This is a genomic window from Methylocapsa sp. D3K7, assembly GCF_029855125.1.
Classification (GTDB): Bacteria; Pseudomonadota; Alphaproteobacteria; order Rhizobiales; family Beijerinckiaceae; genus Methylocapsa.
Window position 1 is genome coordinate 461,283 of sequence record NZ_CP123229.1, and the last position, 21,458, is coordinate 482,740.

The 21,458-nt window shown below is 56.3% G+C and carries 16 protein-coding genes; 5 read left to right on the top strand and 11 right to left on the bottom strand.

Annotation, left to right across the window (positions count from 1 at the left end):
• The first annotated feature begins 269 nt into the window (after positions 1-269).
• Positions 270-1,172 carry a phytanoyl-CoA dioxygenase family protein gene (locus QEV83_RS02080; RefSeq protein WP_280129641.1) on the top strand — a complete coding sequence of 301 codons (903 nt, stop codon included), beginning with the start codon at positions 270-272 and terminating at the stop codon, positions 1,170-1,172.
• A 41-nt stretch (positions 1,173-1,213) separates the two neighbouring features.
• Here QEV83_RS02080 and QEV83_RS02085 read toward each other — a convergent pair whose 3' ends face one another.
• The gene (locus QEV83_RS02085; RefSeq protein ID WP_280129642.1) at positions 1,214-2,140 is read right to left on the bottom strand and encodes a transporter; all 927 of its coding nucleotides are present in this window, start codon (positions 2,138-2,140) and stop codon (positions 1,214-1,216) included.
• 590 nt (positions 2,141-2,730) lie between these two features.
• On the opposite strand from QEV83_RS02085, the gene QEV83_RS02090 reads away from it, so the two are divergent.
• Entirely contained in the window at positions 2,731-4,197 is a 1,467-nt protein-coding gene (locus QEV83_RS02090) for a hypothetical protein (protein ID WP_280129643.1), read from the top strand.
• Between the two features lie 69 nt (positions 4,198-4,266).
• Here QEV83_RS02090 and queC read toward each other — a convergent pair whose 3' ends face one another.
• The 9 genes from queC to secE form a co-directional block, all read right to left on the bottom strand.
• Positions 4,267-4,983: a 7-cyano-7-deazaguanine synthase QueC gene (gene queC, locus QEV83_RS02095; RefSeq protein WP_280129644.1), complete on the bottom strand. Its 717-nt coding sequence runs from the start codon at positions 4,981-4,983 to the stop codon at positions 4,267-4,269.
• A gap of 214 nt (positions 4,984-5,197) precedes the next feature.
• Positions 5,198-9,394 (bottom strand): DNA-directed RNA polymerase subunit beta', encoded by a 4,197-nt coding sequence (gene rpoC, locus QEV83_RS02100; protein WP_280129645.1) that lies wholly within the window; start codon positions 9,392-9,394, stop codon positions 5,198-5,200.
• A 115-nt stretch (positions 9,395-9,509) separates the two neighbouring features.
• Positions 9,510-13,631: a DNA-directed RNA polymerase subunit beta gene (gene rpoB / locus QEV83_RS02105; RefSeq protein WP_280130946.1), complete on the bottom strand. Its 4,122-nt coding sequence runs from the start codon at positions 13,629-13,631 to the stop codon at positions 9,510-9,512.
• Between the two features lie 259 nt (positions 13,632-13,890).
• Complete coding sequence (gene rplL / locus QEV83_RS02110) at positions 13,891-14,268, bottom strand: 50S ribosomal protein L7/L12 (protein WP_280129646.1); 378 nt, start codon at positions 14,266-14,268, stop codon at positions 13,891-13,893.
• Between the two features lie 80 nt (positions 14,269-14,348).
• Complete coding sequence (rplJ, locus tag QEV83_RS02115) at positions 14,349-14,864, bottom strand: 50S ribosomal protein L10 (RefSeq protein WP_280129647.1); 516 nt, start codon at positions 14,862-14,864, stop codon at positions 14,349-14,351.
• A 560-nt stretch (positions 14,865-15,424) separates the two neighbouring features.
• Positions 15,425-16,120 carry a 50S ribosomal protein L1 gene (gene rplA, locus QEV83_RS02120; RefSeq protein WP_280129648.1) on the bottom strand — a complete coding sequence of 232 codons (696 nt, stop codon included), beginning with the start codon at positions 16,118-16,120 and terminating at the stop codon, positions 15,425-15,427.
• Between the two features lie 4 nt (positions 16,121-16,124).
• A complete protein-coding gene (gene rplK / locus QEV83_RS02125) occupies positions 16,125-16,553 on the bottom strand; it encodes a 50S ribosomal protein L11 (RefSeq protein WP_280129649.1) in 429 nt (142 codons plus the stop codon).
• Between the two features lie 175 nt (positions 16,554-16,728).
• A complete protein-coding gene (gene nusG, locus QEV83_RS02130; RefSeq protein WP_280129650.1) occupies positions 16,729-17,259 on the bottom strand; it encodes a transcription termination/antitermination protein NusG in 531 nt (176 codons plus the stop codon).
• Between the two features lie 163 nt (positions 17,260-17,422).
• Complete coding sequence (gene secE, locus QEV83_RS02135) at positions 17,423-17,614, bottom strand: preprotein translocase subunit SecE (RefSeq protein ID WP_280129651.1); 192 nt, start codon at positions 17,612-17,614, stop codon at positions 17,423-17,425.
• Positions 17,615-17,878: 264 nt separating this feature from the next.
• On the opposite strand from secE, the gene QEV83_RS02140 reads away from it, so the two are divergent.
• Positions 17,879-18,712, top strand: a complete 834-nt coding sequence (locus QEV83_RS02140; protein ID WP_280129652.1) for an RNA methyltransferase — start codon at positions 17,879-17,881, stop codon at positions 18,710-18,712.
• 264 nt (positions 18,713-18,976) lie between these two features.
• Here QEV83_RS02140 and QEV83_RS02145 read toward each other — a convergent pair whose 3' ends face one another.
• The gene (locus QEV83_RS02145) at positions 18,977-19,291 is read right to left on the bottom strand and encodes a helix-turn-helix domain-containing protein (protein WP_280129653.1); all 315 of its coding nucleotides are present in this window, start codon (positions 19,289-19,291) and stop codon (positions 18,977-18,979) included.
• Positions 19,292-19,471: 180 nt separating this feature from the next.
• Here QEV83_RS02145 and QEV83_RS02150 point away from each other — a divergent pair, with 180 nt between their 5' ends.
• Both QEV83_RS02150 and QEV83_RS02155 read left to right on the top strand, forming a co-directional pair.
• The gene (locus tag QEV83_RS02150) at positions 19,472-20,230 is read left to right on the top strand and encodes a hypothetical protein (protein WP_280129654.1); all 759 of its coding nucleotides are present in this window, start codon (positions 19,472-19,474) and stop codon (positions 20,228-20,230) included.
• Positions 20,231-20,424: 194 nt separating this feature from the next.
• Positions 20,425-21,354 carry a DMT family transporter gene (locus QEV83_RS02155; RefSeq protein WP_280129655.1) on the top strand — a complete coding sequence of 310 codons (930 nt, stop codon included), beginning with the start codon at positions 20,425-20,427 and terminating at the stop codon, positions 21,352-21,354.
• The last annotated feature ends 104 nt before the right edge of the window (positions 21,355-21,458 follow it).

Here is a 21,458-nt window from a genome sequence, read left to right on the forward strand (position 1 = left end):
GCTCTGGTAATTCGTTGGGCTATTGATCATAATGACGGTGCGCTGCCGCTATGTTGAGGTCGCTTCTCAGCGATTGGCCTTACGGAACCGCCTCCATACCCCAACACAAAATTTTAAAGGGGACACGGAAATGCTGAAATTCCCTTATTGCGTACACCTTGCGGATATTGAAGAATTCGAGACAAGGGCTGTTGCACTTTACGGAGCCTGCTTAAACCCGCACGAAATTCAATCATTAGTTTCTTAAGGCCTATTAGGGGGAATACGAGATGACAGCATCCGTTCAAAGAATTACTGCAAATACAGACATTGATGAAGCTGTTAGCATTATGAATCGCGATGGTGCCGTGATCATTTCCGGGTTGTTGAGCAGGGAGACTTATCGCGATCTACGCAACGAGCTTGATCCAGATTTTGAGAAGGCCGATTTCTGTAAGGGCCTTTTTTACGGTGAGCTTACCAAGCGCACCCACTCGCTAGCGGCCAAATCGAAAACCTGCCGCACCATGATCATGTTGCCTCAAATTGTCGGAATCATGAATCAAATTCTGGGTCCATTTTGCGACAAAATTCAGCTTAACCTGACACAGGGTATCCAAATCTGGCCTGGGGAACGGCCACAGGTTGTTCACCGCGACGATGCTCTGTTTCCCTTTGAACATAAGCCATTCGAGTTTATGATCAATGCTATGTGGGCTTACAGTGAGTTCACGAAGGAAAATGGGGCAACCATCGTCATACCTGGAAGCCATAACTGGGAAGACAAAGCCCGCTTACCAAAAGTTGAAGAGGCCACCCAGGCCGAAATGGCTCCCGGCGAGGTACTCGTTTACGTTGGTTCACTTTTGCATTGTGGCGGAGCCAATTATAGCAAGTTGCCGCGCACAGGGGTGGTAATGAGCTATTGTCTAGGCTGGCTGCGGCAGTCCGAAAATCAATATTTTGCTGCTCCTCCTGAAATTGGCAAGTATTTCGATAAAGAGCTGCAGGACATGCTTGGTTACTGCGTCCAGCGCCCTAACCTGGGCATGTATGAAGGCACCGAACCTAACATCCTGTTCGGTGATAAGCCTGAGAAAGCGGTTACCGAAGATCGACTGACTCCTGAACAAAATGAGCTAATCCGACGTTACTACGCGGGGGAATTCGCGGATAAAACGCGAATAGACTAAGCCACTTAGGGTTAGTTGTTGTGGACAGGATTTTGCGGTGCCTAAAGCCGAAAACTGAGTGTGGTATAAATCGCATCTCCCCGCGTCTTGTTTTGAACAGCGAATTCGTGAAAAAAGCGGCCACTGAGGTTCACTTCCTGGTCGCCGACCTTCAAAGTGTAGGATAGCAAAGGGCCAACTGACGCAACACGGCCTTTGTTGGGACCGACAGTGTCGCCTAATCCGTAGTCGTTGGTCACCTGTTGATAAAAGTATCCGCCGACGCCAACCGCGAGCCCGACCGGGAAATGTTGGTTCAAGGCCCATTCGAAATGGAGTTCCGTGCCACTTTGATAATTAGTGAAGGTATTGAGTGCATTAAATGTCATGCCCAGCGCGGCCGAGACTTCCATTCCCGTCCGCAGGCTGAGAAACGTGTAGCCTCCTTTAATGTCGATGCCAGGCCGGTTTAGGCCCGTCTGTACAAATCTATTTTGATTATAGTTTCCTGTCGGAGTGAAAGCGGTCAGAGCAACCAGCCAATTATTGTCGCCCTCGTGCCAGCCCATGACGGCGCTATAGTCTGAATCGCCGATGCTGGATATACCTGCGTTTAGACGGGATGTCTCAGTCAACCCAGAGGAATCTCTGAATGAAACGGGGATTGAATTCTCAACCCCAACATAGGGAACAGTTGCAAAAATCCCAACGGTCGCACCGCCAAAAAGATCGGTACTTATGAAATAGCCGGCCTGAGCAATGTTGAAAACGAATTGTACATTGAGCCCCGGACTTGTGCCGTGATAGAGATAATACGAATCTTTAAAAAACACGCCTGGCGGCGGTATATATCCGGACATCGGAATCTCGAGACCGAGAAAATATTCGCCGACGCCGTATTCGACGGCTCGGGTCTCTTGCGTGCCAACCAAACTTACTGCAGCACAGGCCGCGCCCGCAACTTTTAGCATCGTTCGCCGCGCATCCATCGGATTTGCCCCCGCCCCACGAACCTCAGCCGGTCAGCTCCCAGCGATCTCGCTAAGTGATGATCATACAGATCAGATCACTGAGGTCACAATAATTGTGAGCAAATCCGAGCGGTTACACGCACAAACCGCGGGAACGTGGCCCATCTGCAACAGGAACGGCGCGGGATCAGCTGCTTTGGTTGCGCCGTGGCGCGCGCGCCTAGGATAGGCCGGTGATGCCTCCGCTAACGAGATTTCCGACAAATAAAACCGGATACCGCAAGAGTTTATTCGGAGAGTTTTTTCATTCGTTATTTGGCTGCTTCCGATATCTTGGCGCACAGGCACGGAGATAATACGAGCTGGAGACGCATATGGCTGGCCATCTCGGTTTTCTAGATACAAGTTTTCACAATTTTTTTTTAAGAATAAGTAATGAAATAACCGTACTTAGCGGCACTGTCGCGATGTTTGTATTATTATTTTGTGTTTTTATTATTGTAAATCACTTCAGATCCAAGAAAACACCTGAGAAAGCTGCGATCGAGATCGCGGGCGCAAGCGGAGAATCGGAATCGGAGCTAAGCGATCCTCCAGGTCCGGCATCCATGCGGTTCGCCACGGAGCTTCTTGCATGCTCCCGATCGCAAAGCGTTCCACTGGCTCCTCTGCAAACAATTCTCGCAATACTTATCGGCGCCGGCGTTCCCAGCACCGCGATCCCGGAGCGTATACGGAGAGCGGCCGCCGAGTTGGCAACACTGCGGTTAAGTCTGACAAATTGGGAGGACGAAGGCCCAGGCCATGCGCAACTCCGTGCGGAAACTTTGGCGCTCATTGATCGGGGTGATTTCGAAGCTGCGAGCAAGGTCCTCAAGCGTGGCCGGGAAACAGGATGGACTTTTCCGATCGCAACATGCAGGGAGGAAGCCGAATACTACGTGCGAGAGGCAATGATCGATCATTTGCAATTGCGGTTTTGTGCTGCTGCGGAGGGCTACGCGGCGGCGGCTCTGATCGCGGATGAGGGTGGCATCGGCGCCTGGCGGCACTTGATCGCGCAAGCGCAGGAGCTCAGCGCAGACTGCCGCGAATTTGGTACTCGCGAAAATGTGCTCCGAGCGATCGAAATCTACCATCGCGCGCTTGGGCTTGTCGGGCGTGAGAGATTGCCGCTCGAATGGGCCGCGACGCAGCACCATCTTGGCGGCGCGTTTTTACTGCTGGGTGAAAGCGAAAATGATACCGGGGCGCTGCGGGAGGCGGTCGACGTCTATCTTGCCGCTCTCGAGGAATCGACATTCGAGCGCGCTCCCGCCGATTGGACGAAAGCTCAAATTGATCTTGGCGATGCCTTGCAGCTGATCGGCGAACGGAAAAGCGATCCGGAACGGTTGCGTCAGGCCGCCGAGGCTTATCGGGCGGCTCTCGCGGAACACACTCTGGAAACTGCGCCATTTGATTGGGCGGGCGTGGTCAATCGCCTTGGCAACACGCTTGCAGCACTCGGATTCGAAGACGGCGGTGACCGCAAACGCCTCGCGGAAGCTATCGATGCCTATCGGAAGGCCCTCAACGGCATTGATTCAGACCATGCGCCTCTTGCTTGGGCTGCAACTCAAAGCAATCCTGGCGAAGCGCTCGAGGCTTTTGGGGAGGAGGCGGGCGGTATTGGTCTTCTGCATCAGGCGGCCGCCGCTTATCAGGCCATTTTGGACGAGCGCTGCCGCGATCTCGCTCCCTCTGACTTGGCGGCGGCGCGCGCCAATCTTGACGATGCGCTTGTGACAATCGCAGAACGAGAAAACGACAATGCCTTCCTCGAAGAGGCGGCCGTGGTCTACCGCGCCGCGCTTGAGGCGCGGCCGGCAAACGAGGCGCCGCTCGACACTGCGAGGAGCCATATCAAACTTGCCTGTGCGTTGGGGGGCTTATGGAACCGGACGCGGAACCGGCAAATGCTGGATGAAGCGCTCGCCGCCGTGGAGGCAGCGCTCTGCCTAATGAACGAAATGCCAGAGCTTTCCGCAGCGGCACTTATGCCCGAAAGAACCGTTGCCGCAATCGGCCGTTGAGATACGGCCACCTCGCCGGCACAGAAAGCGCGAGAGCTTAAGAACCGCTAAGACGCTCAGAAACGCAGGTCATTTTGCCTCCCTTTGCGCGGTGTATTTCCTCCACCCTTCGGCGCGAAGCTGGCAGGCCGGACAGCTGCCGCAACCATATCCCCAGTCATGCCTCATCCCACGGTCACCGAGATAGCACGTGTGGGTGGCTTCCAGAATGAGGGCGACGAGGACGTCACCGCCGAGCGTTTGCGCGAGGCGCCAGGTCGCCGCTTTATCGAGCCACATCAGCGGCGTTTCCAGCACAAATCTTGCGTCCATCCCAAGGTTCACGGCGAGCTGCATGGCTTTGACCGTGTCGTCGCGGCAATCCGGATAACCGGAAAAATCCGTTTCGCACATGCCGCCGACAATGAATTTTAAGCCGCGCCGGTGGGCAAGCGCCGCCGCGAATGCCAGAAAGATAAGATTACGCCCGGGCACGAATGTATTGGGTAGTCCGTGCTCATCGGCCACGATCTTGACATCATGGGTCATCGCCGTTTCGGAAATTTGCGCCAATGCCTCGATGCTAATCAGATGGTCTTCACCGAGGCGGTCGCGCCAAGCCGGAAAATCGCGGCGGAGCGACGAACGAATGATGTCCCGCTGACCGAGTTCGACTCGATGCCTCTGGCGATAATCGAACCCGACCGTCTCAACCCTCGTAAAGCGGTCGAGCGCCAGGGCAAGACACGTTGTCGAGTCCTGGCCCCCAGAAAAAAGTACTAGAGCGCCTGCGGCGGCTTTGGTCATCGCATGGAGCCTTTGGCGGGTGCAGGTGGTGCCGCCTTAAAGGGAAGCAAGCGCGCCGTTCTGCCAAATCGCGAGTCCAGAAGGCGCAACTCCGGCAAAAACGTCTCCGGACTACCCCCTTTGAGGCAACCCTCGCCGCGACAACGCCAGGATCCGCCCCCTTATTTTGTTCAGCCGGACGGCGCGAAGCACCGTCCGGCCGCAACCGGCCGTTCTATTCTCCAACCGGCGCGTCATCAGGCTTTGCGAGCAACGGAACTGCCGCCGCCGCCGCGCTTTCGGCTTTTTGCGCCAAAATCATTTCGTCGCGCATGTTTGCAACGCGGCGAAGCTTGGCCATCGCAGCCCCTGTTCCAGCTGGGATGAGGCGGCCGACAATGACGTTTTCCTTTAAGCCTTCCAGCGTATCGGTTTTGCCATTGACCGCTGCCTCGGTCAGAACCCTCGTCGTCTCCTGGAAGGAGGCAGCCGAGATGAACGAGCGCGTCTGCAGCGACGCCTTAGTGATTCCAAGCAGGACCGGAGTGCCCGAGGCCGGCTTTCTCCGCGCCGCGAGCGCCTCGGCATTGGCCTCCTCGAGTTCGGTTTGATCGACCTGTTCGCCGGGCAAAAACTCGGTGTCGCCAGGATCGACGATATCGACCTTCTGCAGCATCTGCCGGACAATCACCTCGATATGCTTGTCGTTGATGCTGACACCTTGCAAACGATAGACTTCCTGAATCTCATTGACGAGATAGGCGGCGAGTTCTTCGACTCCTTTGATCGCAAGAATGTCGTGCGGCGCGGGATTTCCATCGACAATATAATCGCCCTTTTCGATGACATCGCCATCCTGGAGATGGATGTGCTTGCCTTTGGGGATGAGATATTCGATCGGTTCCGCGCCCTCTTCATTGGGAATGATCGAGATGCGTGTCTTGTTCTTATAGTCGCGCCCGAATTGCACGATGCCGGACGCCTCGGCAATAATCGCGTGGTCCTTCGGCCGGCGCGCTTCAAACAATTCAGCGACACGCGGCAGACCGCCAGTGATGTCGCGCGTCTTAGCCGAATCCATCGAGATACGCGCAATGATATCGCCAGCCTTGATCTTCCCTCCCGGATCGACGTTAATGATCGACTCCACTGGCAGAGCATAACGCGCCTCGCCGCCGCGGAGCAGTTTGCCGATCTTGCCGTCCGCGCCTTTGATTACGATCGCGGGCTTCAAAGTCACCGAGCGCTGGTTGAGGCGCCAGTCCATGACGAGGCGCTTGGCGATACCGGTTGCCTCGTCGATGGTCTCCGTCATGGAGGCCCCTTCGACGAGATCCTCGAATGCGACCGTTCCATCGATCTCGGTCAGAATAGGCCTTGTATAGGGATCCCATTCAGCGATCCGCTGGCCCCGCTTGATCTTGTCGCCCTCGTCGACCTTGAGTCTCGCGCCATATTGAACCCGGTGAACCGCGCGTTCCGTGCCATCTGGACCCTCGACCACGATCGCGACATTGCGCGCCATGACCATGAGATCTCCCTCGCTGTTGCGGGAGAGATGCCGGTTGCGAACCTTCACAACGCCATCAAAGTTGGATTCGATGAAAGACTGATCGGCGATCTGCGCCGCGCCCCCAATGTGGAACGTGCGCATAGTGAGCTGCGTACCCGGTTCGCCGATCGATTGCGCTGCGATGACACCAACGGCCTCGCCCATGTTGACCGGCGTCCCGCGCGCCAGGTCGCGGCCGTAGCATTTGCCGCAGACCCCATTCTTAGCTTCGCAGGTCAAGACCGAACGGATCTTCACTTCTTGGATTCCGGCCGCATTGATGCGGTCGATATGCCATTCCTGAATCATCTCGCCCGTTTTGACGATGATCGCCCCGGATGGGTCCTTCAAATCCTCGGCCGTGGTTCGTCCAAGAATCCGTGTTGCGAGCGAGGCGACAACTTGTCCCGCGTCAATGATGGCGCGCATACGAATGCCGCCCGTGGAGCCGCAATCGGTCATCGTGATGATCGAATCCTGCGCGACATCGACGAGACGGCGCGTGAGATAGCCAGAATTCGCGGTTTTCAAAGCGGTATCGGCAAGACCCTTACGCGCGCCATGCGTCGAGTTGAAGTACTCGAGCACGGTAAGGCCTTCCTTGAAGTTGGAAATGATCGGGCTTTCGATAATCTCTCCCGAAGGCTTTGCCATCAACCCGCGCATCGCCGCCAGCTGCTTCATTTGGGTCGGCGATCCACGCGCACCAGAGTGCGACATCATGTAGATAGAATTGACCGGCTTATCGCGGCCGTTCTCGTCCTTCTGCACGGACGAGATGCGCAGCATCATCTCTTCGGCCAGCTTGTCCGAACATTTCATCCAGACATCGACGACTTTGTTGTATTTTTCGCCCTGGGTGATGAGCCCATCATTATATTGCTGCTCGTATTCCTTCGCGAGCGCGCTGGTCTCGGCGATGATACGCGGCTTGGTTTCCGGAACGACCATGTCGTCCTTGCCGAAGGAAATGCCGGCCTTGAACGCCTCGCGAAACCCGAGCGCCATGATCCGGTCGCAAAAAATGACCGTCTCCTTCTGCCCGCAATTGCGATAGACGATATCAATCATGTTCGAGATTTCCTTCTTCGTCATGAGCTTGTTCACGACATCGAAGGGAATTTTGATATGGTCCGGCAGCAGTTGGCCCAGAATCATCCGGCCAGGAGTCGTCTCGAAAATCTTTGAGACTCGTTCACCCTTCTCATCAAAGCTCCATGCCCGCCCTTTGATTCTGGTGTGCAAGGTGACAGCCTTGGCATGCAAGGCATGTTCGATCTCGCCCATATTGGAGAACGCCATCCCCTGGCCGATATCGCCGTCCCGCATCAGCGAAACATAATAAAGGCCAAGCACAATATCCTGCGATGGCACGATGATCGGCTGGCCATTCGCCGGATGCAAAATATTGTTCGTCGACATCATCAAAACGCGCGCTTCAAGCTGCGCCTCGAGCGAAAGCGGCACATGCACAGCCATCTGATCGCCATCGAAATCCGCATTGAACGCGGCGCAGACGAGGGGATGCAGCTGGATAGCCTTACCCTCGATCAACTTCGGTTCGAAAGCCTGAATGCCGAGACGGTGCAACGTCGGCGCCCGGTTCAGCATGATAGGATGCTCGCGGATGACTTCGTCGAGAATATCCCAAACTTCCGGCTTTTCCTTTTCGACCAGCTTTTTTGCCTGCTTGACGGTCGCAGACAGTCCCTTTGCGTCAAGACGCGAATAGATAAACGGCTTGAATAGCTCGAGTGCCATCTTTTTCGGCAGACCGCATTGATGAAGCTTGAGATCTGGCCCGACCACGATGACCGAACGGCCGGAATAATCGACCCGCTTGCCAAGCAGATTCTGGCGGAACCGGCCTTGTTTGCCTTTCAGCATGTCGGCGAGCGACTTCAACGGCCGCTTGTTGGCGCCGGTGATGACGCGGCCGCGGCGGCCATTGTCGAACAATGCATCGACGGCCTCCTGCAGCATCCGCTTCTCGTTGCGCACGATGATGTCCGGCGCCCGCAATTCGATGAGCCGTTTCAGACGGTTGTTGCGATTGATGACGCGCCGGTAGAGATCGTTTAGATCCGAGGTCGCGAAACGGCCGCCGTCAAGAGGCACCAGGGGCCGAAGGTCAGGCGGAATCACCGGAACTTCCGTGAGGATCATCCATTCAGGCTTATTGCCGGAATGCATGAAGGCCTCGATGATCTTCAATCGCTTGGCGAGTTTTTTCGGCTTGAGGTCCGTCGTCGATTCAGCAATCTCGACCTTCAGCCCCTCGGCGATATGTTTCAGATCCATATTGCGCAGGATTTCGCGAATGGCTTCAGCGCCGATCAGGGCTGTGAAGGAATCCTGGCCATATTCATCCTGCGCGCGGAGGTAATCTTCCTCGTTAAGAAGTTGACGGTCCTTGAGCGGCGTCAGTCCCGGATCGAGCACGATATAGGATTCAAAATAAAGAATACGCTCGATGTCCTTCAACGTCATGTCGAGGAGCAAACCGATGCGAGACGGCAAGGATTTCAAGAACCAGATATGCGCAACCGGCGCCGCGAGTGAAATATGACCCATACGTTCGCGCCGCACACGTGACAATGTCACCTCGACACCGCATTTTTCGCAGATGACACCTTTGTATTTCATCCGCTTGTATTTGCCGCACAAGCATTCGTAATCCTTGATCGGACCAAAAATCCGGGCGCAGAACAGGCCATCGCGTTCCGGCTTGAAGGTGCGGTAATTGATCGTCTCGGGCTTCTTGATTTCGCCGAATGACCAGGACAGAATTTTCTCCGGGCTCGCGATCGAAATCTGGATCTGATCGAACGCCTGCGGTTGCACGGCCGGACTGAAGAGATTCATGACCTCTTGATTCATTGCGGTCTCCTGATGCTTGGGCCTGCGCGGCGCCGCTCAAAGGCCCCTTGCCGAGAAAAATATAAAGCAACCGCGCACGGCAATTAGCTCCGCGCGCGGTCTTCAACTGTCCGCTTTATTCGGCCGCCTCGGCCGGCGGCAATTGGCTCTGCGGTTTCGCCATTTGAGTCAGTTCAACATTGAGACACAGCGAACGCATCTCCTTGACGAGGACGTTGAAGCTTTCGGGAATGCCAGATTCAAATGCGTCGTCACCGCGCACGATCGATTCGTAAACCTTGGTGCGGCCGGCGACGTCGTCCGACTTGACGGTCAGCATTTCCTGCAGCGTATAGGCCGCCCCATACGCTTCGAGCGCCCAGACCTCCATCTCGCCGAAACGCTGGCCGCCGAACTGTGCCTTACCGCCAAGCGGCTGCTGGGTGACGAGACTATAGGGGCCGATCGAACGCGCATGGATCTTGTCATCGACGAGGTGGTGAAGTTTCAGAATATAAATATAGCCCACGGTCACCTTGCGGTCGAAGGCTTCACCGGTGCGTCCATCATACAGTGTCACCTGACCGGAGCTATCAAGGCCCGCCTGTTCCAGCATCGCGACGATGTCCTTTTCGCGGGCTCCGTCAAACACCGGCGTCGCAATGGGCACGCCGCGTCTCAGGTTCTCTCCGAGTTCGACCACCTCTTCGTCCTCAAGCGCCATGATTTCCTTCTTGGCGTCATAGATTTCGATCAACTTATCGCGCAAGGGTTTGGTGTTCTTATCCCGCAGATAGGCATTCACAGTCTCGCCGATTTGCTTGCCAAGACCGGCGCAGGCCCAGCCGAGATGGGTTTCGAGAATCTGCCCGACATTCATCCGGGACGGCACGCCAAGCGGATTCAAGACAATGTCCACCGGCTGGCCATCGGCGAGGAAGGGCATGTCCTCCTGCGGCACGATCTTGGACACGACGCCCTTATTCCCATGCCGTCCGGCCATCTTATCGCCAGGCTGGATCTTCCGCTTTACCGCGACGAAGACCTTCACCATCTTCATCACGCCTGGCGGCAATTCATCGCCGCGCTGCAGTTTTTCGACCTTATCGAGAAACCGGCTCTCAAGACCTTTCTTGGCCTCGTCATATTGCTTGCGCATCGCCTCAAGCTCGGCCATCGTTCGGTCGTTCTCGACCGCGAAAATCCACCATTGCGAGCGCGGATAATCCTCAATGATCTCCTTCGTAAGCTTGGTATCGCGCTTGAAACCTTTGGGTCCGGCGATCGCTTTCTTGTCGACCAATTCGTCCATAAGACGCGTGTAAACGTTGCGGTCGAGGATCGCCAATTCGTCGTCGCGGTCCTTCGCCAGACGCTCAATCTCCTCGCGCTCGATGGCTTGGGCGCGCTCGTCCTTGTCAACGCCATGCCGGTTGAAGACACGCACTTCGACGATCGTCCCTTGCACGCCGGGCGGCACCCGCAAAGACGTATCGCGGACATCCGACGCCTTCTCGCCAAAAATCGCGCGCAAGAGCTTCTCTTCCGGCGTCATCGGGCTCTCGCCTTTCGGCGTGATTTTGCCAACCAGAATGTCGCCCGCCTGAACCTCGGCGCCGATATAGACGATCCCGGCCTCGTCGAGATTCTTCAACGCTTCTTCCGAGACGTTCGGAATATCGCGCGTAATCTCCTCCGGACCGAGCTTGGTGTCGCGCGCCAGCACCTCGAACTCGTCAATGTGGATCGACGTAAACACATCGTCCTTGACGATTCGCTCGTTGAGGAGGATCGAATCTTCGAAATTATATCCATTCCACGGCATGAAAGCGACAAGGACGTTGCGGCCAAGTGCCAGATCGCCGAGATCGGTCGACGGACCGTCGGCGATGATATCTCCCTTGCGCACGAAATCGCCAACACGCACCAACGGCTTCTGATTGATACAGGTCGACTGGTTCGAGCGTTGGAACTTCATCATCCGGTAAATATCAACGCCGGGCTTGCCGGCATCGGTTTCCTCGGTGGCGCGGACCACGATGCGCGTCGCGTCAACTTGATCGACGAATCCTGTGCGCCGCGCTGCGATCGCGGCGCCCGAGTCCTGCGCAACGACGGATTCCATCCCGGTGCCGACAAGCGGTGCGTCGGCCCGGACGAGCGGCACGGCTTGCCGCTGCATGTTGGAACCCATGAGGGCGCGGTTGGCGTCGTCGTTTTCGAGGAACGGAATCAGGGCGGCGGCGACCGAGACGAGCTGCTTTGGCGAGACGTCCATGAAATCGACGCGTTCGCGCGGAACCATCACGACATCGCCGGAATGCCGGCAGACGACGAGATCCTCGGTCAGCGACTGATTTTCGTCAACCGGAGCATTGGCCTGCGCGACGAAATATTTGGCCTCTTCCATCGCCGAAAGATAAACCACCTCATCGGTGATGCGGCTATCCTTGAGCCGCCGGTAAGGCGTCTCAATGAACCCGTATTTGTTGACCCGGGCAAATGTCGCGAGCGAGTTGATGAGACCGATGTTCGGCCCTTCCGGCGTTTCAATGGGGCAGATACGCCCATAATGCGTCGGATGCACGTCGCGCACCTCGAAGCCGGCCCGCTCGCGCGTAAGGCCGCCGGGTCCAAGCGCCGACAGCCGCCGCTTATGGGTGATTTCCGACAACGGGTTGGTCTGATCCATGAATTGCGATAATTGCGACGAACCGAAAAATTCGCGCACCGAGGCCGCCGCCGGTTTGGCGTTGATCAAGTCCTGCGGCATGACGGTATCGATATCGACCGAGGACATCCGCTCCTTGATCGCCCGCTCCATCCGCAGCAATCCGAGCCGGTACTGATTCTCCATCAGTTCGCCAACCGAGCGCACACGGCGATTACCGAGATGATCGATGTCGTCGATTTCGCCACGCCCATCGCGCAGATCGACGAGTGCCCGCATGACGGCGACAATATCTTCCTTGCGGAGCGTCCGCACCGTGTCCGCCGCGTCGAGATCCATGCGCATGTTCATCTTGACCCGGCCGACCGCCGAGAGATCATAGCGCTCCGGATCGAAAAACAGCGACTTGAACATCGCCTCCGCCGAGTCGATGGTTGGCGGTTCTCCTGGTCGCATGACCCGGTAGATGTCGAACAAAGCCTCCTCGCGAGAGCTGTTCTTGTCAGCGGCAAGCGTGTTGCGGATGTAGGGACCGATATTGACATGATCGATGTCAAGCACCGGCAATTCGGTGAAGCCAGCTTCGATCAAAAGCACCAAGGATTTGGCGGTGATCTCATCCCCCGCCTCGGCAAAGATTTCACCGGTAGCCGGATTGTAGAGATCGGAGGCGATATATTGGCCATGAAGGTCATCGTCTTGCGCGCGCAAGAATTTGACGCCCCGCTCCGACAACAAGCGCGCGCTGCGTACAGTGAGCTTCTTGCCTGCTTCGAGGACGACCTCACCGGTATCGGCGTCAAGCACATCGACGGCCGCCTTCATGCCTTTCATGCGATCCGGCTCGAACGGAAGCCGCCAGCCGTCCTTGTCGCGCTGATAGGTGATCGTCTTATAGAATGTCGCGAGAATCTCCTCGCCGTCCATGCCAAGCGCGTAAAGGATCGAGGTGGCGGGAATTTTCCGGCGCCGGTCGATACGGGCATGCACAATGTCCTTGGCGTCGAATTCAATGTCGAGCCAAGAGCCGCGATAGGGAATAATCCGCGCGGCGAACAGAAGCTTGCCGGAGGAATGACTTTTGCCCTTGTCGTGGTCGAAAAACACGCCTGGCGACCGGTGCATCTGGGAAACGATCACCCGCTCGGTGCCATTGACGATGAACGTTCCATTCATCGTCATCAAGGGCATGTCGCCCATATATACGTCTTGCTCCTTGATGTCCTTGACCGATCTCGCGCCGGTGTCGGGATCGACATCGAAGACGATGAGGCGCAAAGTCACTTTGAGCGGCGCGGCATAGGTCATGCCGCGCTGGCGGCATTCATCGACGTCATATTTCGGCGGCTCGAATTCATATTTGACAAATTCAAGCAGGGCGGTATTTGAAAAATCGGAAATTGGGAAAACCGATTTGAAAACCGATTGCAAACCTTCGTCCGGACGCCCGCCTTCCGGCTCGTCGACAAGAAGAAATTGATCGTAGGAGGCTTTTTGAACTTCGATCAGGTTGGGCATTTCCGCGACTTCGCGGATGTGCCCGAAAAATTTACGAATACGCTTACGGCCGGTGAACGTCTGTGCCATATTATGAGCCATGTCGCTCCTCGTACCTCGTGTAAACAGCGATTTTCTTAAACGGAAATACGCTTGATCCGCATCCAGCAGGGGCGTTGCAAAGGCCAAGAGGGTCTTAACCCGGGGGCCTCGCGTCACCGCGAACAAACGTGCTGGTAAGTCAGGTATTTTTCAAAACAACATAAAGTTCAGCCCGGCGGCGGCTCCAGATCTCACTGGAACCGCCGTCTTGCGAAACATAAGGTCCGCCGCGGCAGTCAAGCCGCAATCACTTAAACTCAACCTTGGCACCCGCCTTTTCGAGCGCGGCCTTAATTTTCTCGGCCTCTTCCTTGGTGACACCTTCCTTGACGGGCTTGGGAGCGGCTTCAACCAAATCCTTCGCCTCCTTAAGGCCAAGACCGGTGACAGCCCGCACTTCCTTGATGACTTCGATTTTCTTGTCGCCAATCGCCGCGAGAATCACGGTAAATTCCGTTTGTTCCTCCACGGGGGCAGCCGCCGCGCCCGCCGCTGGCCCGGCTGCAACAGCAACCGCCGCAGCTGCGGAAACACCCCACTTCGCTTCCAAGAGTTTGGCGAGCTCCGCAGCTTCGAGCACGGTGAGGGTCGAAAGATCCTCGACGATTTTTTCTAAATTGGCCATTTCTACTTCCTTCGATTGGGTATTTGGATTGCATTCACTTTGGGTTGGATTCAAAGCTTACTCGGCTGAAACAGACGACGTCACGCGGCGTCTTTCCCGCCATAGGCAGCAAAAACGCGCGCGAGCTTCGTGGCCGGGGCCGTGGTGAGCTGCGCAAGTTTCGTCGCGGGCGCCTGAATGAGGCCGATGAGTTTGGCGCGCAATTCATCCAAGGACGGCAGCGTCGCAAGCGAGCGAATGGCATCAATATTGAGCGCGGTCGTCCCCATGACGCCGCCAAGAATCACCAGCTTGTCATTGTCCTTGGCGAAAGCCACCGCAACTTTCGGAGCCGCGACCGGATCGTTCGAATAGGCGATCAAGGTCGGACCCCGCATAAGCTCCGATATTGACGTAGCTTCGGTGCCTTGCACGGCGATTTTAACTAAGCGGTTCTTGGCAACCTGAACCTGCGCGCCAGCCGCCCGCATCTGCTTGCGCAGGGCTTGCATCTGAGCCACGTTCAAGCCGGAATACCGCGCGACCACCACCACCGATGTCGTCTTAAACACATCAGCGAGGGAAGCGACGCATTGTTTCTTTTCCCCTCTGTCCACGGTATGTCTCCTTACGCGGGCGCGGAGTTGTTAGGAAACTCCGGCTCGCAGGCTGCATCTGCCGCCTCTCACACACGGATGAAAACCCGCAGAGGCGACGCTGTGCCTGTCCCGGAACGGATATGCCGCACCGGACAGGGGGGTAGACCAAAATTGAAGGAACCAAAAAAGGCGTTGCCTTCCTGCAATCCAAAATTCGTGTCGTAACCCCGTCTATGCTGGCTCACGCCACCGTTCCGGCAGGAACCGGATCGGCTACCGTTGAATTAAGCTTGAGTTCGGCCTGGAAGGACGACTCTCGCACCGGCAGTCTCGGACAAGACATGGCCGGAAGGGACAGGCGTCACCGCCTATCCTCCAGCCTTACCTGCCGCGTCTCGAATTGCCTCACCTGGAGCAACTTTGCGCCAGAACCAAATTTGGCGGAACTTCGTGAACGCGGAAACTTTGTGAATCCGGGGTTGCTATTTCCGGTCAACCCCGGTTCTCCTATCTAAACTGGTTGATCTGTCCTGCCAAGGGCTGAAATAAACTTTTCGGCCCCTGAGAAACAAAAGAATTCAAATCGTAAGCGTTGCTGGATCGACCTTGACGCCTGGACCCATGGTCGATGATATAGCAACCCTTTGAATGTAAGTGCCTTTTGCCCCCTGAGGCTTGGCCTTGGCAACCGCGTCCACGAAAGCCACGATATTTTCGATGAGCTTTTCCTGCGGGAAAGACGCTTTTCCAACGCTGCCTTGGACAATGCCGGCTTTTTCGACACGGAACTCGACGGCCCCGCCCTTAGAAGCCTTGACAGCACCGGTGATATCCATGGTCACTGTGCCGACCTTTGGGTTGGGCATCAAGCCGCGAGGACCCAACACCTTGCCGAGTCTGCCGACGAGCGGCATCATGTCGGGTGTGGCGATACAGCGATCGAAAGCAATGGTTCCGCCCTGGACACTGGCCACCAAATCTTCCGCGCCGACAATATCGGCCCCCGCCGCGGTGGCCTCGTCGGCCTTGGCACCGCGCGCGAAAACCGCGACCCGCAGATTGCGGCCGGTTCCGTTTGGCAGATTGACGACCCCGCGCACCATCTGATCGGCATGTTTGGGGTCGACCCCAAGATTCATAGCGATCTCGACGGTTTCATCGAATTTCGTCGTGGCACGGTCCCGCACAAGCTTGACCGCCTCGGTGACCGGATACAGTTTGATCCGGTCGATTCCCTCGCGCGCCTTGCGCACGCGTTTTCCAATATGCGGCATCGCCCTACCCCACAATCTCGAGGCCCATGGAACGGGCGGAGCCTTCTATCATCCGTGCGGCCGCATCGAGCGAGGCACAGTTGAGATCAGGCAATTTCTTTTCAGCAATCTCTTGGATCTGCGCTTTCGTGATCTTGCCAGCGAAACCCCGGCCGGTTGTTTTCGAGCCGGACTGAATGCCCGAGGCCTTTTTGAGAAAATAAGACACCGGCGGCAGCTTCATCTCGAAGGTGAAAGACCGGTCCTGAAACGCTGTGATCACAACCGGAATCGGTGTTCCTTTTTCCATCTGCGCGGTCCGCGCATTGAAGGCTTTGCAAAACTCCATGATATTCAAGCCGCGCTGCCCGAGCGCGGGGCCGATCGGGGGCGACGGATTGGCCGCTCCCGCCGGCACTTGAAGCTTCACGTAACCCGTGATCTTCTTTGCCATTGCCATACTCCCATACAATGCCGGCCCTGGGCACGGCGGTTGTGGCCGTGGTGCGACGGATTCCGCCAGGCACGGCGGACCAATCTCCCACGTTTCATGTCGTCGGCTGCAAGCGCAACCGATGACAATATCTTAAACCTTAGTCTTTATTTTATATTCTAACCATAAGGAAATCTTAGACTTTTTCTACCTGTCCGTATTCCAGTTCCACCGGTGTCGCGCGGCCGAAGATCGAAACCGCCACCTTGACCCGCGAACGATCCTCGTCGACATCCTCGACAATGCCATTGAAGGACGCGAAGGGCCCGTCCGCGACCCGGACCGTCTCGCCGATTTCAAAACTGATCGACGATTTGGGCCGGTCGACACCTTCGGCGACCTGCCCCTTGATTCGCGCCGCCTCGCTGTCGGAAATCGGCATCGGCTTCTTGTCGGCGCCCAAAAATCCGGTGACCTTCGGCGTATTCTTAATCAGATGGTAGATGTCGTCCGAGAGATCGCATTTCACCAAGACATAGCCGGGAAAGAATTTGCGTTCCGAATTGATTTTCCGGCCGCGGCGAATCTCGACGATATGTTCGGTGGGGACGAGAATCTCCTCGAATTTGCCCGAAAGACCGCGCTGCGCCGCCTGCTCCTTGATGGATTCGGCGACCTTTTTCTCGAAATTCGAGTAGGCGTGAACGATATACCAGCGCATGCTCATCGGAAAAATTTCAATCCTTTGCCTCTGTCTGCTCTAGAGGGTGATGGCGATCAACTACTTCAGATGTTACCTTAAGAAAAAATTGTAACCCACTCAGACAACAACATTCTTATGGGAAACTGATCTCTGTTGAAAAACTCCGGAATCTTTTGGACTCACGGTTTCAATGACCCAGGCTCAAAATTCCCGTGACAATCAGCCGGAGGGCCCAATCAACAGCCACAAAAAAAAGACTTGCGAGCAAGACCATGAAAAGCACCAAGACAGTCGTGATCATGGTTTCGCGTCGCGACGGCCAAGTCACCTTGGTGGCTTCGGTGCGAACCTCTTGAAGGAATTGCAAAGGGTTGGTCATTGCGGTCGTGAATCATCCCGTTGAAGATACGCCCTAACGGGCGTCTGCCTGGGCGCGATTTCCGGCCGGTAAGCTCCGGCAGGCAATGAGGCACACAGAAAATGGCGCTGGCAAAAAAAATCAGGGCGCGAAACCCGAAGGCCGCGCGCCACAATCGAACTCTATAATCAAAGGGACGAGGAACGCAAATCCATTTTTTGCTCTCCCTTTTGCAAGCATCGGGGATTGGCGCGCGGGTTCAAAGCTAATGGAGTTATGCCGCAAATGACCGGCGCCGGAACAAACCGAACGAAAACAAGTCTCTGTGGCGGGCCGGCGATTATTCTGGTGCGCCCGCAGCTGGCGGTGAACATTGGCATGTCCGCGCGGGCGATGGCAAATTTTGGTCTGGCCGATCTGCGTCTGGTATCCCCTCGCGAGGGCTGGCCGCGCGCCGGGGCTTACCGGAAAGGCGCCTATGCCGCGGCAGCGGGCGCCGTCCATCTCCTCGAATCGGCAAGGCTATTCGACAGTGTCGAAGCCGCGATCCTCGACCTCAATTACGTTTGGGCGACGACCGCGCGTGAGCGGGGCCAATATAAGAAAATCTTAACCCCCGCCGAAGCGATGCCGGAATGCGCGCAAAAAATCATGACGGGAGAAAAGCAGGGCGTGCTGTTTGGGCCCGAGCGCACCGGACTTGCCAATGATGAAGTCGCGTTGGCCGACGCGATCATTACATTTCCAGTCAATCCCGCCTATGCCTCGCTCAATTTGGCGCAAGCGGTGCTTTTGACCGGCTACGAATGGATGCGGGCGGCGAGCGATGCCAAGCCGCCCTATGCCATTGTACAGCGTTCCCCGGCGGCGCCACGGGAAATGGCATTGTCTTTTTTCGATTATCTGGAATCCGAACTCGACCGTGCGGGTTTTTTCCGTCCCAAGTCCAAGCAGCCAGTGATGCGGCGCAATTTGCGCAACATGTTGCATCGCATGCAGCTGACCGAGCAGGATGTGCGCAGTTTGCGCGGCATGGTCGTCCGTTTGGTTGAAGGACCAAGAACGGGTGATGAGCGCACCAACAAGCCCGGCGAAGCACGGCCCGAAGAGGACGTCTGACGTAGGGCAAACACGATACTCGGCGGCGCAATCCAGACTTAGTGGCGCCGCCATAAGCACCGTCCATAACGCATTATGTAAGGAACGAGCTCCCAATCGTACCAAAACGTTTCACGTGAAACGTTTTTGTCCGATTGGGCCCAGAAACCTTACAAGGCCGCATACATTAGATGGCCTTAAGACGGGTGGGATTATGCCAAAATTTGGTGCTTTTGGTAGCCGGATGTTTCATCGTTGTTGGCTTGAACCGTTTTCCTCGCCCCTTCAACCATAATGTTCTCCCCATTTATGCAACGCTTTCAGAACCGGGCCGAGGGCTTGGCCTTTGTCGGTGAGAAAATATTCGTAGCGGGGCGGATGTTTTTCGTACAGCCGCGTGGCAATGACGCCCTGCTTTTCGAGTGTCTTGAGCCGCGCAGACAGCGTGTTCGGCGCAACACCCGCGAGCCCGTCTGCAAGATCCTGAAACCGCAATGGACCTTTACGGAACAGATCCCGCAGCACGAGCAATGACCATTTCTCACCGATCACATCAAGGGCCTGAGCAATTGGGCAATTTTGATCATATCCGCTTGTCATGGACGACACATATCCCCCTCGATAAAATGTTGCAATAAACTATTAATTGACAAGTCACTATATATTTTGTAGTTAGTAACCGTTGGCCTCTCCCGGCTTGTTTCTCCTGGACCAATGGGTGTTCAGCCGTCTGGAGATCCGCAGCGGAATTATCTTAAAACCCCACTCTGGAGGTGTGTGATGATCGTTCCTGTCTATCTTCCTTATTACGTCAGCGCAGGCACTGCCGGCATGATGATTGTGATCATCCTTGGGCTGACGAGCGCTCTTCGCAAAGCCCAGTGGCCTGCCCGCGAGCGGGCGGCGGCGATCGGCACGGTCGCGGTGATCGTCGGAGGGTGGTTTCTTTTGACCACTGCACTCGCCTGGTTCGATTTCTATCGTGCGGGCGCCGGACGAGCGCCGACGATTCAATATGGCATTTTCATTCCGCTCCTCATTGGCGGAATCCTCATCTGGCGATCCCCGCGAGTCGCACACATCATCGATGCAGTACCGCAATCTTGGCTGATCGGAGTACAGCTCTATCGCGCGCTCGGCGTGATTTTCCTGATCCTCTACGCAACGGACAAACTGCCGGGATTGTTCGCCTGGCCCGCCGGTCTCGGCGATGTGCTTGTTGGCGTTCTCGCCCCAGTCGTCGCGATCGCTTATGCGCGCGCCCCGGATAGAAATACCGATTTGGTCTTTGCTTGGAACCTCTTTGGCCTGGCTGACCTTATCGTCGCTGTAACGACGGGATTTCTTACATCTCCTTCGATCTTCCAATTGTTCGCCTTCAACTTGCCGAATGAACTCATCAGCCAATTGCCGCTGGTGCTCATTCCGGTCTTCCTGGTGCCCGTCTCAGTGCTCCTCCACTTGGCATCCCTTGCGAAGCTGCGCCGGGATGCCATACCGGCCACCACCCGTCGCGAAATTTCAGGAACTTTGGCGTGAGATCATATTTAAAATACCACGCGGCCCGGCCGTAACCGGGCCGCATCCTGAAGTGAACCCGCGATCCACAGGCTCGGCGCCATGATTGAATTGTCCACCGCCGTTCCGGCCAGACTGGAAAAAATCCAGTAGTTGGGCTACCGCATACATCATCGTTTCCGAAACCATCATTTTAAGCATTGCTTGACCCGCAAATGGTTCGCACAAGACCGGCCACGGCCGACCCCCCAGGTGATCCCATAGCCTTTTCTCCTCGCGTTCTGAGCATCCCAGCATCAGCGGCGGTCGGGACTGGCATCCTTTGGATGCTGGCCGCGACATGCCTGTTCGTCTGCCAGGACGCAACCTCCCGCATCTTGCTCAGAACCTATGCGGCGACCGAAATCGCCTTCGTTCGTTATATTGTTCACCTGCTGCTGGTGGCCGCTTTCCTCGCCTGGCACGACCCGCGCCTGATGATCTCGCGCAGACCGGCGTTGCAGCTTCTGCGTTCGAGCTTTCTCCTCGGTGCCACTTTGTTCGCGATGCTGGCGCTCAAGATCATGCCGCTCGTCGATTTCTCCGCCATTGTTTGGGTGGCGCCTGTCCTCGTCGCCGCGCTTTCGGTCTTCATCCTCAACGAACGAGTCGGCCCCGGTCTATGGGTCAGCGTTTTCACCGGACTTGCCGGCGTCTGGGTGATCGTTGGCCGGCCCGGCACGGATTTTTCGTTTTCCCTTCTGTTTCCGTTCCTGGCCGCGCTCACCAACGCGCTCTATCAGATCACGACACGGCTTTTGCACGAATCGGACTCGTCTCTGACGACTTTGTTCTATACGGCCATCGTCGGCGCCGTGTTCTGCGGGGGATTTCTGCCCTTCGTCACTGTGACGCCAAACCCCGCCGATGCTGGCCTGATGCTTCTTCTCGGCCTTTTCGGCGTCGCGAGCCATTTCTGTCTCATTCGCGCTTTTGCGGCGGCGCCCGCCAATATTGTGGCTCCGTTCGGCTACACGGCGCTGCTTTGGGCCATTCTGTTTAGTCTCCTGATTTTCGGGGAAATTCCCAATCCGCGAACCTTGTTCGGCGCCGCATTGATTGTCGGCGCTGGCTTGTGCATTTTCCTGCGCGGCCGCAAAATATGATTTCTTGGCAGATTTATTACGTTGAAAACGTCATGCAAAAAAGCAAGCATGCGATCCTGGGGAGGCCAAACCTTTGGCGGAGACACAGGACATGCTCTGGACGA